Origin of the sequence: Streptomyces sp. AHU1 (assembly GCF_045343905.1) — a bacterium.
In the GTDB taxonomy this organism is placed as follows: domain Bacteria; phylum Actinomycetota; class Actinomycetes; order Streptomycetales; family Streptomycetaceae; genus Streptomyces; species Streptomyces triticiradicis.
Map to the genome: position 1 here is coordinate 8,772,661 of NZ_CP174283.1, position 15,269 is coordinate 8,787,929.

General features: G+C 73.2%; 11 protein-coding genes. 2 read left to right on the forward strand and 9 right to left on the reverse strand.

Translation table 11 applies throughout. From position 1 onward, the window contains the following. Positions 1-26 precede the first annotated feature (26 nt). The gene (locus tag ACICHK_RS38800; protein WP_406840649.1) at positions 27-557 is read right to left on the reverse strand and encodes a hypothetical protein; all 531 of its coding nucleotides are present in this window, start codon (positions 555-557) and stop codon (positions 27-29) included. A gap of 324 nt (positions 558-881) precedes the next feature. Here ACICHK_RS38800 and ACICHK_RS38805 point away from each other — a divergent pair, with 324 nt between their 5' ends. Together ACICHK_RS38805 and ACICHK_RS38810 are read left to right on the forward strand one after the other, a co-directional pair. Then, positions 882-4,661, forward strand: coding sequence for a family 78 glycoside hydrolase catalytic domain (locus ACICHK_RS38805; protein ID WP_406840650.1), 3,780 nt, complete (start codon positions 882-884; stop codon positions 4,659-4,661). A 223-nt stretch (positions 4,662-4,884) separates the two neighbouring features. Then, entirely contained in the window at positions 4,885-5,766 is an 882-nt protein-coding gene (locus ACICHK_RS38810) for a neutral zinc metallopeptidase (RefSeq protein ID WP_406840651.1), read from the forward strand. A 167-nt stretch (positions 5,767-5,933) separates the two neighbouring features. On the opposite strand, the gene ACICHK_RS38815 is transcribed toward ACICHK_RS38810, so the two are convergent. From ACICHK_RS38815 to ACICHK_RS38850, 8 genes are all read right to left on the reverse strand, one after another. Next, entirely contained in the window at positions 5,934-6,596 is a 663-nt protein-coding gene (locus ACICHK_RS38815) for a lysophospholipid acyltransferase family protein (protein ID WP_406840652.1), read from the reverse strand. Positions 6,597-6,712: 116 nt separating this feature from the next. Further along, positions 6,713-7,120, reverse strand: coding sequence for a hypothetical protein (locus ACICHK_RS38820; protein ID WP_406840653.1), 408 nt, complete (start codon positions 7,118-7,120; stop codon positions 6,713-6,715). 85 nt (positions 7,121-7,205) lie between these two features. Then, the gene (locus ACICHK_RS38825) at positions 7,206-7,535 is read right to left on the reverse strand and encodes a CU044_2847 family protein (RefSeq protein ID WP_151473570.1); all 330 of its coding nucleotides are present in this window, start codon (positions 7,533-7,535) and stop codon (positions 7,206-7,208) included. 17 nt (positions 7,536-7,552) lie between these two features. Next, the gene (locus ACICHK_RS38830; protein WP_406840654.1) at positions 7,553-8,782 is read right to left on the reverse strand and encodes an ABC transporter substrate-binding protein; all 1,230 of its coding nucleotides are present in this window, start codon (positions 8,780-8,782) and stop codon (positions 7,553-7,555) included. Further along, positions 8,779-9,654 carry a hypothetical protein gene (locus ACICHK_RS38835; protein ID WP_406840655.1) on the reverse strand — a complete coding sequence of 292 codons (876 nt, stop codon included), beginning with the start codon at positions 9,652-9,654 and terminating at the stop codon, positions 8,779-8,781. The genes ACICHK_RS38830 and ACICHK_RS38835 overlap by 4 nt, the downstream gene beginning before the upstream one ends. Then, entirely contained in the window at positions 9,651-11,105 is a 1,455-nt protein-coding gene (locus ACICHK_RS38840) for a VWA domain-containing protein (protein ID WP_406840656.1), read from the reverse strand. The genes ACICHK_RS38835 and ACICHK_RS38840 overlap by 4 nt, the downstream gene beginning before the upstream one ends. Before the next feature lie 66 nt (positions 11,106-11,171). Next, the gene (locus ACICHK_RS38845) at positions 11,172-13,340 is read right to left on the reverse strand and encodes a tetratricopeptide repeat protein (protein WP_406840657.1); all 2,169 of its coding nucleotides are present in this window, start codon (positions 13,338-13,340) and stop codon (positions 11,172-11,174) included. 3 nt (positions 13,341-13,343) lie between these two features. Further along, complete coding sequence (locus ACICHK_RS38850) at positions 13,344-15,044, reverse strand: trypsin-like peptidase domain-containing protein (RefSeq protein WP_406840658.1); 1,701 nt, start codon at positions 15,042-15,044, stop codon at positions 13,344-13,346. Positions 15,045-15,269 lie beyond the last annotated feature (225 nt).

Sequence of the window (15,269 nt, forward strand, 5' to 3'; positions counted from 1 at the left end):
GCCGCCGCCCGCGACGGCCGGCCGGCTCAGTGCCCTCGATCCGCGGGTCCGCTGCCGCACTCGGAGCGGAGGGCGTCGCGGAGCCTGCGCAGGTCGTCGGCGGGCCTTCCCAGACCGTTGAGGTGGAGCCGAGCCGCCTCGACGCCCGGACGCGGGTTCGAGGGGAAGGCGAGGTCCATGGCCTCGCGCATCATCCACTGGCCGTAGGAGAGCAGTCGCCCCGCGTACTCCTGGGCCCGGACGAGATCGGCCTCCGTCAGCGGCAGATCACGCACGCGCGCGTGCAGCCGGTGCAGGACCCTGTACTGCCGTCCGGCTTCCCGGGCGGTCTGCCCGGAGAGGGGGCCCGGTTCGCCGCAGGCCGCCACCGTCCGGTCCGCCGGCGTCTGCGCCGCCACCGCCTCGTCCAGCAGGGCGGTGAGCGCCCGCAGCTGGGCGGAGCGCGGGGGAGGGGCCGGTGCGGGGCGGCGTCGCGGCTTCGCCAGGAGGCGCACGGCATGCCGACGCAGTGCGCCCGGCTGCCGTCCGGGCGTACCCGGTGTCGTACCTGGCGTCATGGCCCTCCCGGTCCGTGCCGCGGGATCCCGGCCGCCGGCGGTTGCCTCCGTGGTCGCGGAGCACCCTGTCGGGGTGCCTTTCCAGTGTGCGTCACCGCGCTCCACGGCCGGTGCCGCCGGATCCCGCCGATCGCGCGGGACGGGCGTGGAGCCGTCCCGGACGGTGCGCCGAACCCCTTGACCCCCTTTGGCGACTTTCGTATGGTGCGACCGCACCAGCGTATTGAAACGTTTCAAATCCATGGTGGACCGGCCGCTCCTGTCCGTGTCCGTCGTACAGCCGAGCCGTCCTGCTTCGCCCGACGTGTGTGAAGGAGTACTTCGTTGGCCAGTCAGACCACCCCCCACGGCCCCGACTCGCCCACCCCTCACGGCCCCGACTCGCCCACCCCCCGCGACCATCCCGCGTTCAGCCGGCGCGGCTTCCTCGGCGCCGGATCGGCGCTGGCCGTGGGCGCGCTCGCCGCGGGGGCCGTCGGCGCGTTCCCCGCCCGCGCGCGAGCGGCCACCGGCACACCGCGGGCACTGCCCGTCGACCTCTCCCCGGCCCACTGGATCTGGTACCCGGAAGGCGATCCGGGCACCGACGCCCCCGTCGGACACCGTTACTTCCGCACCCGGTTCACCGTCGCCCAGGGCGAGGTGACCGACGCGCAGCTCGTCGTCACGGGCGACGACACGGTCGACGTCTGGCTCAACGGAACGCCCCTGGCGGGCTCTCCCCGAGGCGCGGATTCCTGGCGCAGGGCCCTCTACGTGGACCTGCGGCCCGCCGTGACGACGGGCGTCAACACCCTCGCCCTGGCGGTCCGCAACCAGGGCGGCCCCGCCGGCGTCATCGGGCGGGTCCGTGTCCTGTCCGCGGGCGGCACGACCGACGTCGTCACCGGCGGCGGCTGGTCGGCGGGCAAGGACGTGCCCGAGGGATGGGAGCAGCCCGGCTTCGGTGACGGAGGCTGGCCCGCCGCCCGGGACCTGGGCGCCTACGGTGTCGCCCCCTGGTACAGCGCCGTCGCCGCCCCCGACCTCGCGGCCCCGTCGCCGCTGAGCGTGGCCGGCCGCACCGTGGAGCGCCGTGACAACCCGCTGGGGGTGGACACCGCGCGGCCGCGGTTCGGCTGGCGGCTCGACTCGACGGAGCGTCAGCAGCGGCAGGCCGGCTATCAGGTCCAGGTCTCGTCCACGGCCGCCGGCGGTGGTGACCTGTGGGACAGCGGGCGTGTCCCGTCCGGCCAGCAGATCGACATCGCCTACGCCGGCCGACCCCTGGCGAGTCTGACCCGCTACTTCTGGCGCGTACGCGTATGGGACTCCCAGGGCCGTTCGGGGACGTGGAGCGAGCCGGAGTGGTTCGAGACCGGGTTACTGGCGCCGGCCGACGAGTGGCGTGCCGCGTTCATCGGACGGCCGACGGGCCCGGATCTGTCGGGGGCGGGCTGGATCTGGTACCCCGAGGGCGATCCCGCGGCGGGGCGTCCCGCCGAGACCCGGTACTTCCGCCGCACCTTCACGCTGACGGACGCGCCCACCGCCGCGACGCTGGTCGTCACCGGGGACGACACCGCCGACGTATGGGTCAACGGAACGCTGGTGAGTTCCTCGCCTCGCGTCACCGACTCGTGGAAGAGCGCCGCCCTCGTCGATGTCACCGCCCGCCTCACGAGCGGCCGCAACGTGATCGCGGTCGTCGCCCGCAACACGAGTCAGTCTCCCGCCGCGGTCATCGCCAAGCTGACGGTGACCGGGGGCCCGACCATCGTCACCGACGCGTCGTGGAAGTCGTTCCAGAGCGGGCCCTCCGGCTGGCAGACCCCCGGGTACGACGACGACGGCGGCTGGCCGGCGGCCCGGGCGGTCGCGGCGTACGGCGCCGGTCCGTGGGGATCCGGTGTGCGGGTCGTCAGCCCCGCGCCGCTGCTGCGCAAGAGCTTCACCGTGGACAAGGAGGTGGCCGCCGCCCGGCTGCTGACCACCGCGCTGGGCCTTCACGAGACCCGGCTCAACGGGGCGAAGGTGGGCCACGACGTGCTGGCCCCCGGATGGACCGACTACGGCAAACGCCTGCAGTACAAGGTCTTCGACGTGACTGGAGGGATCCGCCGGGGGACCAACGTGCTCGGTGCCTGGCTGGGCAACGGCTGGTACTCCGGCAGTCTGGGCTTCGCCGGAAGCCGGCACTACGGCACCCGGCCGTGGTACGCGGCGCAACTGCTCATCACCTTCACCGACGGCAGCACCCAGTGGGTGACGACGGACGGAGGCTGGAAGACGAGCACGGGCGCGATCACGGCGGACGACCTCTACGACGGCGAGTCCTACGACGCCCGCCTGCACGTCGACGGATGGGACGAGGCAGGCTTCGACGACAAGGACTGGGCCAACGCCACCGTCCACGACGGGACCGCGCCCCGTCTCGTCGCGCAGGTCGACGACGGTGTCACCGTCCAGCACGAGTTCAGCCCCGTGGCGATCACCCAGCCCCGGCCAGGGGTGTGGATCTTCGACCTGGGGCAGAACTTCACCGGCTGGAACCGGATCGCGCTCAGCGGTGACGCGGGCACGACGGTCACCGTCCGGCACGGCGAGGTCCTCAACCCCGACGGCACGCTCTACACCACCAACCTGCGCGCCGCCCAGGCCACCGACCGGTTCACCCTCGCCGGTACCGGGGGAGTGGAGACGTACGAACCCCGGTTCACCGTCCACGGCTACCGCTACGTCGAACTCAGCGGGGCACCGGCCGGGTTCAGCCCGGACAGCGGCACCGTCACGGGCCGCGCGGTGTGGACCGACGCGGCACAGCCGGGCACGTTCAGCACCTCCGACGCGCTGATCAACCAGCTCCAGCACAACATCGTCTGGGGCGAACGCGGCAACATGCTCTCCATCCCCACCGACTGCCCCCAGCGCGACGAACGCCTGGGGTGGACGGGCGACATCGCCGCCTTCTGCGCCACCTCCACCTTCAACCTGCACAGCCACGGCCTCCTCGCCAAGTTCGCCGACGACCTGACGGACGCCCAGCAGTCCGACGGCGCCTTCACCGACGTGGCGCCCGCGGTGATCGGTGGTTCCGGCACGGCCGGCTGGGGTGACGCCGGCGTGATCATCCCGTACACGCTGTGGCAGCGTTTCGGCGATCTCACCGTCGTCGACCAGCACTTCCCGGCGATGGCGCGATGGGTCGACTATCTGCGCGGCACCGCCGGGAGCGACCTGATACGCGACCGGCAGACCTTCGGCGACTGGCTCAACGTCAACGACAACACCGCGCAGGACCTCATCTGCACGGCCTACTTCTCCTGGTCGGCGCGCCTGGTCTCACGGATGGCGGCGGCCACCGGCCGCACGGCCGAGGCCACCTCCTACGGACGGCTCGCCGACCAGGTGGCGGCGGCCTTCACCGCGCGCTTCGTCACCGCCGACGGGACCGTCCGCGGCAACACCCAGACCGGCTACGTACTGGCCCTGGCCTTCGAGTTGCTGCCCGCGTCCCTGGTCCAGCCGGCCGCGGACAAGCTGGCCGCCAAGGTCACCGCGACGAACGGGCACCTCAGCGTCGGCTTCCTGGGCGTCGAGAACCTGCTGCCCGTACTGGCGGACCACGGGCACGTCGACACCGCGTACCGGATCCTGCTCCAGCGGGGCTTTCCCGGCTGGGGCTACATGATCGACCACGGTGCCACCACGATCTGGGAGCGCTGGGACGGCATCCGGACCGACGGATCGTTCAACGATCCGGGCATGAACTCGTTCAACCACTACGGTCTCGGCTCGGTCGGCGACTTCCTCTACCGCCGGATCGGCGGCCTCGGTCCGGCGAGCCCCGGCTACGCCTCCCTGCGCGTCGCACCGCGGCCCGGCGGCGGGCTGACCTCCGCCGACACCGCGTACGACACGCCCTTCGGCCGCGCGTCGAGCGGCTGGTCGGTCTCCGGCGGACGACTGGAACTGCGGGTCACCGTGCCCGTCAACACCTACGCGGCCGTGACCGTACCCACCTCACGGCCGCAGTCGATCGTCGCGCCCGCCCAGGCCGTCCCGGCGGGGCCGGCGAGCTTCCACCTGCCGGCGGGAAGCTACACCTTCACCGCGGCGAACTGACGACGGCGCGGCCGATCCCGGGGGCGGAGCGTTCGTGTCGTTCCGCCCCCGGCGGCCGGTGCCGCGCGGGTCTTGATCCCGGTACAGGGTCGAGGGCTGCGAACGCAGCTGTTCGTGTTGTCCGCGGGTGCGGTGCCGGTGATGATGCGAACCCCCTCGCACGGGGTACGCGGGCGTCACGACGCGGTGCGGGCCGACGCGCTGCCTGAGGGAAAGCCGACGCATGCAATTCGATGACGACGCAGCCCTGGACACGTCCGAGGTGCAGGACAACCGCGGTGGGGCGCTGGGCGGCATCCCGGGCGGCGGGAAGACCGTCGGCGGGGGAGTGGCCGGGCTGCTGGTGCTGGTCGTATCGGTGCTCTTCGGCGTGGACCCGGGCCTGTTCGGCTCGGACGGCAGCACCTCGCCGGGCACGTCCGCCGCCGACCTGTCGGCCGACTGCCGGACCGGAGCCGACGCCAACAGCAAGGAAGAGTGCCGGATCGTCGCCGTGGTCGACAGCGTCCAGGCGTTCTGGAAGCGGACCGGGACGGCCGCGGGCAAGTCCTACGAGCAGGCCCCGACGTTCCTGTTCACCGGCAGCGTGAACACCGGTTGCGGGAACGCCACCTCCGACGTCGGCCCCTTCTACTGCTCGGCCGATGACAAGGTCTACCTCGACCTCGGCTTCTTCGACGACCTGAGCAGCAAGTTCGGCGCCGAGGGCGGGCCCTTCGCCGAGGCCTACGTCATCGCGCACGAATACGGCCACCACTTCCAGGACCTCAGCGGCACGATCTCCCGGGGCAGCGGCCAGGGCCAGGGCAGCGGCTCGGTGAAACTGGAGCTGCAGGCGGACTGCTACGCCGGGGTGTGGGCCCACCACGCCACGACCACCCCCGATCCCCACAGCGGAAAGCCACTGATCACCGAGCTGACCCAGGACGACATCGACCGCGGACTGGACGCGGCCGCCGCCGTCGGCGACGACCGCATCCAGCAGCGGTACCAGGGCAAGGTCACGCCCGACACCTGGACCCACGGCTCCGCGAGCCAGCGCCAGAAGTGGTTCTCCACCGGCTACAGCACCGGCAGCATCGCCCGCTGCGACACCTTCGGCTGAGAACACCGCCGAGACGGATCGGAGGACGACCGCGTCCGGTGAACGGTCACACCTCCTCCGGCACCTGTTCGCCACGGCTGCGCAAAAGGTCGGCGGCAGCCGCTCGCACGTCCTTCTCGACGGCAGCCCGTTCGTCCGGCCGCAGGGATGTCGCGGACGCCGTGGGCCTACGCGGCGAGCGCGGCGGGTTCTCCGAGCCGGGCGGCGGCCGTGCGCCAGGCGGCCGTCACCGCTGTGCGGGCCTGCTCGGTCCGGGCGGCACCCTCCGCCGTCAGCTCGATCGGCTCGCCCACGTGCACATGAAGGTGCGGACGGCGAAGCGGTGCCGTGAACAGGCCCGCGAGCTGCTTGGCCGTGCTTCCCGAGACGATCCGACGGGAGCCGGCCTGACCCACGGGCACCACAGGAGCCCCGGTTCTCCGGGCGAGCCGGGACAAGCCGCTGCGGAAGGCCCCGGGGGCCGCTTCCGCGGCGTCCGCCCGGTGCGGGAGACCGCCCTCGGCGTAGATAAGGACCAAGTGCCCGCGCTCCAGCGCCTCGGCGGCTCCGTCCAGGGCGTCCGCCGCGCGCAGGCCGCCACGGTGGACGGGTATGTGCCCTTCGCGGGCGAGGGCGCGTCCGAGAAGCGGGACGCGCCACAGGCCGGCGGCCGCCATGACGACCGGACGGGCCCCGAGGCGGTGCAGCGCGGCGAGCACGACGGCGGGGTCGGCGAGCGAGGTGTGGTTCGCGGCGATGATGCTGCCGGGGGCGAGTTCGGTGCCCGGGTCGGTGGTGATCGTGAGGCGGCCGACGGCGGGCATCAGGACGTCGGCGAGGCGGCTGAGCATGTTCGGTCTCCGGGTCTCTGCGGTGTCGACCTTCATCGTCGGCTGTGAGGGGCACCGGGGCCTGAGTAGCCGTACTCACCTTTTGCGGCCGGTACCCCGGGGCGTTCCCGGGGCCGTCAGCCCGACCCGATCCCGAGGAGCAGCGTGCCGATCGACGCCAGCGTGAGACCCAGCGGAATCAGGCTCACCCCGATGCCCACGCCGAGACTCCTTCTCCTCGCCAAGTACCACGGCACGCCCAGGGAGAGCAGTGCCAGCAGGAGCAGCACCAGCGTCGCGCCGATGGCGGCCTCCGCGCGCCCGCACGGGTCGGCGGCGGAGCACGAGTCCAACGCCATGGGGGACATCAGCAGCAGGAAGGCGGCGACGAGTTGGACCGGCAGCGCCACCAGCGCACCGGCCAGCGGGGCGATCCACCACTTCCGCGGTGCCCGCGTCCGGTCGGCGGGGAGGGGGCCGGCCGGGGACGGCGGCGGTGAGGAGGAGGGCTGAGGGGAGGCCTGTGGTCCGGCGGTTGTGCTCATGGGCGCAGTATGGCGCCCTGGTGAACATCCGGTGAAGGCGGAGGCCTTTCGCGTCCGCCGGGCCGGCCGGTGTGCCGGCCCGGGGTCAGCTCGGTGGTGTCGGTTCCGTGCCGCTCCAGCGGAGCGTGACATCGAGGTGGGTGCTCGTGCCGGCGCTCGTCAGGACCGCGCCGAGCTTGGCGTCCAGGACGACGCCGAAGGTGACCTCGACCTCGTCGGGCCGTTGGGCGACGCTGCGGAACTGGCCGATCACCTCGGAGGCGGCGGCGGTGATCGGCGCCAATGCCTCGCGCAGGCTCCTTCCCGCGCTCTCGAGACGGGTTCCCAGCCCCACGGCGCCGGTGCCCGTGCGGGCGGGCGGGGCCACGAGGACGACGGTGCCGTCGTCGAGGGTGAACTGGACGGCGTCGGGCATGAGGGCTCCTGGAGGGATCAGGGACGGTCCGGGTGGCTGCAGAGCGGTCCGGGCGGTGGCGAGGACGGGGCGCGCGCGTGTCCGAGTTGCTCCTGGACCCTGTCGAGCGCCTCCAGGAGGGGGAGCAGGCGCTTGCCGTTCGTGAAGTTCAGGACCGCACGGTAGAAGGCGGCGGAGACGTCGGGATCCATCGCGTCGGCGGCGCTGAAGCAGAGCGTGTGACGGGGGGAGCGGAACAGCGCGGCTATCCGGCCCTGAGTGGCGTTGTCGTACTCGGTCACCTCGTTGTCGGCGGAGAGCGCGAAGCCGGGCTCGTTCACCCAGGCCTGCTGGGCCCGCGCGCTCGCCAGGTACTCGATGAACTCGTCGGCGCTCTCGTTCTCGGTGAACTTCCCGACGAAGTCCGCCGAGACCTGCAGGACTTCACGGGAGGACGGCACGTACGTGTACCCCCCGTCCTTCACCCGGTCCGGCTCGAAAGCCATCGCGGACAGGGCGCCGTGGCTCAGGGAACACTGCCTCCTGGCCATCTTCTCGGCGGCGGCGCGGAAGTTGGACGTGGCGGCGTCCTTGCGAGCGCCTGCCACGATGTCCCCCCACGCGGTCCACGCGTCCTCGACGGGCTCCCCGTCCCACCGCGTGCCGCCCGAGGCCCAGGCGGTGTACGGGCCGACGCCCTCGTCGGCGAGCAGGATGTCCGCTATCCAGTCGGCGCCGGGCCAGCCCGACGTCGGACCGGACTCCAGCCCCAGGCACCAGGTGTCGGAACGGGACCGCAGAGCCGTCCAGTTCCCGGGAGGCCGTGGGGTGACCCTGGCGTCGTACCAGATGAGGCTCTTCACGTCGGCCTTGACGGGGACGGCGTAGACGTCCCCGTCGTTCATGCCGAGCCCGCGGAAGGGCTGCGCGTAGGCGTCCGTGTCGACGTCCAGTTTCCGCAGCGCGCCCTCCTCACGGTATCCGGCGATCGCTCCCACACTGGGCAGCACCGCCAGGTCGGGCTCCGCGTCCGCGGCCACCGCGGCGTCGAGCTGCTGGGTCAGGGCGCGGGTCACCTGCGGCTCGATGTCGACGTCGTGGTCGCGTTCGAAGTCCTTGACGACCGCGTAGAACGCCTTGAACTCGGTGCCGGACCAGGGAACCATGATCGTCACCTTGTCCCTCTCCGGCTCCTCGCACGCGACCGGTGCCATGAGCAGACCGAGGACCAGGGCACAGCGCACGAGGGGTGCCGTGAGCCGTCTCATGAGCGGGGGAACCTGTACTCGGCGAGACGGGGACGGTAGGCCAGGTACGCGAGCGCGCCCGCGGCGGCGAGCACGGGCAGCGCGACCGCCGGGGCGAGCGGGTCGGTCGTGCACATGGTGACGCCGATCGACGCGGTGGCCAGCAGGGCCACGACGAGCGCCGGGCCGGGCAGGCGCCGGAAGTGGTGGACCACGATGTAGCCGGTCGCGCAGACCAGCAGCAGCATGACCGCCACCGGCCCGAGGAACAGGGGACGGAGGAGAGCGGGGTCGCGCCAGCCCGACCTGAGCCGGTCGTGGCGGGCCTGGACCTCCAGCTCCTGGAGATCCCTGAGCGATTGCCTGAGGCCGCCGGTGAAGGGGACCGGCGCCCTGCCGTCGTACTCCGGCGCGTCGTCCAACGCGTCGCGTGCCCTCGTCACGCCCGGCACCCCGTCGAGGACCGCCGTGTTGGCCATCTGCACACACATGGTCAACTGCCCCTGGACGAACTCGATGTGGCTCAGCCCCTGCCTTCCGGCCGCGTTGCCCTCGGCCGCCGAGGTGAGGTGGGAGGTCACGCGGGCGGTGGCGGCGGCGAAGTCGTTGCTGGTGCCGGTCAGGTCGATCGCTTTGCTCAGGGAGACGGCGCGGAGCGCGTCGTTCGCCTTCCCCGCCTCGTCGTACGCCGCGCCGATGTGCTGGATGGCCGTCGTCGTACGGCGGGCGGCGGCGATCTCCTCCCCGCCCCGGTTCGCCACCACCAGGTACAGCAGCGCCGTCAGCGCCACCGTGCCCAGCACGGACGCCCTGAGCCACCGCAGCACCACGACCGGGTGGGGCGCCCGAGACCGCGCGAGGGGACGCGGCGCGTGGAACCGTCCGCCGGTCACGGCGTGTCCGCCGGCCCGCCGGCCGCGCTCGCGGCGTCCAGCCGGTCCCCGCACTCCTGGCAGAACTTCGCCGTGGGCAGCGTCGACGCCGTACCGCACCGTGGGCACACACGCGACGGCCCGGATCCGGGGGAAGGGGGTTGGTACGGGCCGTCCGGCTCTCGGGTGACCCTGGTCGAGGCGACGCCGATCCTCTGTACCAGCCCCCGGGGGACGTTCCGCCGCACCCGCGGCAGGCCGTCGGGGCCGTCGGCCGCGATCTCGCGCAGCAGCCGCAGGCGCGTGGCGTCCGGGAGGGACGCCGCGAGGCCGATGGCGAGGCGCAGTTCGCGGTCCGCGCGGTCGAGGTCACCGCGCTCGTGGGCGTCGGCGCAGGCGCGCATGGCCATGCCGAGCTCGCGTTCGTTCTCGACGCGGGTGAGGTCGGCGGAGGGGACGACGGCGGATCCCGGTGTCGAGCGGCGGCACACGACCACGGCCGCGCTGTCCGAGCAGGGCCGTCGGGTTCCGTCGGGGAACTCGGCGTGCAGGGTGACGCGGACGGCCCGCAGGACCTCGTCGACGGTCAGGCTGTCGGGGGTGAAGCGGAGGGAGATCTGGTACTGGCGGCGTTCCGGGGGCCATGAGCCCAGCGGGACGAGCGTCTCCCCGTCATGCTGTCGACGTCCCGTCAGTTCCGCCTCGACGGGACGGGTCTGCCGTACGAACGCGAGCTGGAAACGCCTGTTGAGGCGCAGGCCCAGATACACCCGGGGAACGACGATCCGCTGCGCCTCGCGCATCAGGCGGGTGAAGTCCTCCGTGAGGTCGGAGACGGTGACGACGGCCTCGGCGGTGCCATGCAGGGTCTCGGTGACACGGAGGAGCTCGGTGTAGTGCCAGTCCTCGCCCAGGCCTCTCGCGTCACAGACGAACCGGTCGGTGCACGTCGTGAGGATCTCGTCGAGTTGTCCGGGTGTCTCGTGCTCGTTCTTGCCGTCCGTGTAGAGGACGGCGTGGCGCACCGTGCCGGGGGAGTCCACCGTGGCGAAGAGGTGGCGGGCGCGAGCCAGCCACTGGCCGATCGCCGTGCCGCCCTCGGCGAGCTGGCCGGCCACCCGGAGCTTGGCGTCCTCCCGGACCCGGGCGTCGACCCGGGCCAGGCCGCCCGTCGTCGGGAAGATCACGTCGGCCCGGTGGTTGCCCGCGACGATCCCGAGGAGGGTGCCGTCCCGCAGGGTGTCGACGGCGGCGCACATCGCGCGCTTCGCCTCGTCCAGTCTGTAGCCGGACATCGACAACGAGCGGTCCATGATGAGGATCTCGGCACCGGGGCTCTGCCCGGCCGAGGCCGCGGCGGAGTGTGCGGTGACGGTGATCAGGGCGTCCGCCCGTCGCTCGTCGTAGGACAGATCCGAGGGTGCGTCCACCTCCAGGGTGAAGCCGAGCCCCAACGGTGACTTGTCCTCCACCGGCACCCCCGTCCGTGTCGCCGCGTGTTCTCCTGCGGAGCATGCTCGCTTCCTCGACGGAACGGGTCAGGAGCCTAGTGCGCCGGGTGCCGCTCCGGAACGGGAACGACTCGTTCCGCCGCGCTTTCCCGGCCGTCCCCATCCCGGCGCCGGACGCAGCCGGTTCGCCAGGTCCACCAGTGCGACGTACTCCCGCTCGGTCGGCGCGTGCGGGCCGAGGGCGCGGACCGCGCCGGACAGTTCGAGCCGGTCGTGGGTGTGCAGGAACCGCGCGTACTGGATCTCGGCCCGCAGCGCGGCGGCCGCCGCCTCGTCCACGTCGAGGCCGGGCAGGCACTCCCCGGCCCGGGCCACGTCGTCCTCGGTCGGCACCGGGTGGCCCGGCTCGGAGAGGACCATGACGCGCAGGCGTACGGCTGCCACGCGTGCCTCGCGCTCGTAGCGGAACTCCTTGGCCAGCTGCTCGGCGATGTCCACCGCCCTCGCGCGCTCGCCGTCCAGCAGCAGCACGCGGGCCAGGCCGAAACCGGCCGCCCCGAGCGCGGGGGTGGTGTCGAAGACGGTGCCGTAGTGGGACCGCGCGACCGCGCGGTCCCCGCGGAGTTCGGCGCACAGACCGAGGGCGAGATGGGGCACCAGCTCGCCGGGAAGCGCCCTGCGCACCCGGGTGAACGCGACGGCGGCCCGCTCCGGGGACCCCTCGGCCAGCGCGATCAGACCGCGGTACCAGTCGGGCAGCCAGTGCCAGTCGGGCAGGCCCGCAGCCGCGAGCCGCCGTGCCGCCGACGCGGCGTCCCTCCTGCGCAGGGCGAGCCGGCTCTCCGCCAGCGCGCCGTCGGCCGAGCCCGTGAGGCGAGGGTCGTCGGGATCGGACAAGGGCGCCGGGAGGGTGGCCGCGACCTCGCCGGGGGCGGGGGAGAGGAACGGCCCGGGCATCTTCAGCAGGGCGTTCTCCTCCGCTCGCGCCCCGACCCAGTGGGCGAGCGGCCGGGCCGTGCCCAGGCCACCGTGCAGCGGTTCGGGCACCGAGCCGAACAGGGCCGAGGGACGGGCCACTTGACGACACGTCGGCGGAGCCGCCACGACCTGCCGGATGACCCCGCTGAGCTGTTCCGCGAACTGCCGGGCCGACACGAACCGGTACCACGGCCGTTCGGGGTCCGTGGCACGCTCCAGCAGCAGGCGGAGCGAGTCGGCACCCGGTGCGGAGCTGTCCGTCCAGCGGGAGCGGCAGACCTCGCGCAGGGTCATGCCCAGTCCGTAGAGATCGAAGCCGGGAGTGGGACGCCGGTGCTCCGGATCGGTCTCCGGCGGCGCGTACGCCCTCGTGTACGCCACGACCGGCCCGGTGTCCTTCGTGTGGTTGCGCACCGCGCCGAAATCGATGAGCCGCACCCGGTCGAGCGCGCCCGTCGGGCTCTCCTCCCCGAAACGGATGATGTTCAGGGGCTTGACGTCGCAGTGGAGCAAGCCCCGGGCGTGCAGGTAGTCGAGCGCCTGGAGGACACGCACGCCGTGCGCCAGGAGGGTTTCGAGGCGGTCGCCGTCGCGCGCCGAGAGCGGTTCGCCCGGCACGTACTCGAGAACGAGGTGCGGCCCTTCCTGCTCGTAACCGAGGATGCGGACGATGCTGTCGTGCCGGAGACCGACGAGGACGTCCCGTTCGTGCCGGGCGGTCCTGGCGACCGTCCTGTGCAGGGCCTTGAGGACGACGTCGGTCGCGAGATTGCGGTCGTGGGCGAGGTAGGCGGCACCGTACGCCCCCGAGCCGAGGACGCGTGTGACGTCGTAGCGGCCGGCGATGGTGAGGCCGTCGGGCTGGCCGAAGTCGAAACGGGTGCCGCAGTACGGGCAGAAGCCGGCGGTCCGGCCCGGCTCGCCCTCGTGGCCGCGGCCGACCGGCCGCCCGCAGGAGGGACCGGGGCAGAAGCGGTGCGCCTCGGCGACCGGGCCCGGCGCGACCGGCGGTACGTCCGCGGCCCGCGGTACCTGATGGGGATCGACCAGGCCGAGGCCGTACCAGGGGTCCGGGCGCACCTGCGCCACGCCGAGGCCCGTGCCCACCCGTGCCGACGGGGCCGGGTCCGGGGCCGGACCCGGTTCGGGGGCGCGGGGCGCCGGCGCCGTCGCGTCCCGTGCCTGCGGCTGCCGGTCGCACACGTCGCAGAAGCCCTGTTCGTCGATCGTGCCGCGCCCGCAGTCGGGACGGTCGCACGTCCGAGGGCCGGTCCCCATGCGTCACCTCTCCTCGAGCCGTCGGTCGACCTCGTCGATGTAGCGCCTGACCCGGCCGCGGGCGGCCTCCAGGTCGATCGGCTCGGTCCGCAGCGCGCGGGCGGCGGGGGCGTGCCGCTCGGCGAGTTGCCGGTCCTCGGCGCCGAAGTACCGCGCGGCCCGGACCCGGTGCAGTTCCAGGGAGGCGGTGAGGTCCTCGTGAGCCGTGATCAGCCGGCGCAGGTCGTGGTCGAAGCGGACCAGGGCGGTGCGGGCGTCATGGGCCCGGTCGTGGATCGCGGTGAGCTCGTGACCGGGTTCCGTCGTCCGCGCGACGGCCAGCCGGACCCGTAACCGGGGCGCGGCGCGGGGCGGGAGCCGGGGCGCGGCGAAGAACCGTACGCCCCACTCCCGTTGCAGCGCGGACGCGGCGTCCTCCTGCGCCGCGAGCCGTTCCACGGCCGCGTGGGCCTCGGCGGCGGTCACGCCCCGGACGGCGTCCCCGCGCAGCGGTTCGGGGTCGAGGGACACGTCGTAGGCGAGGCCGGCCGGTGGCGTCCCCTCGAAGCCGAGGACGAGACGGAGGCCGCGCGACCGGGCGCGGGCGGCCAACTGCCCCAGCAGTTCCCGTAAGAGGGCCTCCGGATCCTGGGCCCGGTCGACGCCGCCCACCACCAGACAAGCGGGCGGCCTGCGGCGCAGCAGCTGCCGCCGCACCTCCTGCGGGTCCCCGCCGGGGAGTCCGAACCGGCCGGTCAGGTAGCCGCTGACGTCGGCGACCGACCTGGCACGCGCGTCGTAGGCCGCGTCGAAGGTGCCGAGCCCGAGCACGGTGTCACCGGGGGCACCGGTGAGCTCGGCGTCGGTGGCGGTGGCCCGGGCCGCCGGATCGGCCGTCCGCACCAGACGGACGAGCCAGGAGTCACCGACGGCGCTCGTGCCGCCGGTGCCGACGACGACCGTGCCGCACCAGTCGCCGCCGAGCAGCCGGGTGAGCTCCTGCGTCAGCGCGAGCCGCAGCGGGTCGCCCAGCACGTCTTCGGTCAACTCACCGCGCGAGGAACCCAGTTCGTCGTTGCGGTCCCCGCCCGTGAACTCCTCGATCCGGGGCAGGTACGTCAGTATCGTCTCGGTCGGCAGCATCCAGGCCGCCTTCGCGTCGCCGTTGACGTAGTCGGCCACCACGATGCCGATCACACGGCCGTCGAACTCACCGCCCACCGCCATCGCCCCGGCGCCCGAATATCCACGCTCGATCCACGGGTCGCCCTCGCGTATCCGCTTCAACAGGCCCCATTCGCCCTGCCGGTGGCCGGATCCCGCCAGCCGCGCGTCCGCCCCCATGCCGAACGGTTCGTCACGGGGAAAGCCGTAGACCTGGACCGTGCCCCCCGAGATGGGCGCCTTCCACAACGTGGTCCGGGTGCCGCAGCCGGCCGGCTCGTCGAGTTCGAGCAGTGCCACGTCGCCGCGCTGCGTGTCGTGGTCGTGCACCCACGTGCTGAGGGCCACGTGCGCGGTGCGGGTCCATTCCGGGCGGCACGCCACACTGCTGATCCGCACGTGGGAGGAGGTGCCCCCGGGCGCGGCCCCGGCGTAGCGGACGACATGCGCGCAGGTGAGCACATGCCGGTCGTCGAGCAGTACTCCGGCGCCACAGGGGGTGCCTTCCTCGTCGTCCACCCTCACGCGCCACGGACGGTCACTGTGATGATGCAGCGCCATACGACCAAGGTAGGGCAACGGGCGCCACATTGAACCGGGTCGGCGAGACCGGCCGGGTCCCGACCGTCACTTCGTCGTCGTCACGGCAGCCGTCGGGTCCCGCCCCGGCCGTGCCGACGACCGGCGGTGGCGGCGGCTCGCCGGCCTTTCGCGCGCGACGCGCCGCCGCCCGTCCAGGTGACCGGACGGCCTCCGTCGACCGGTTCGCTCCGACGGCGTTCCGCC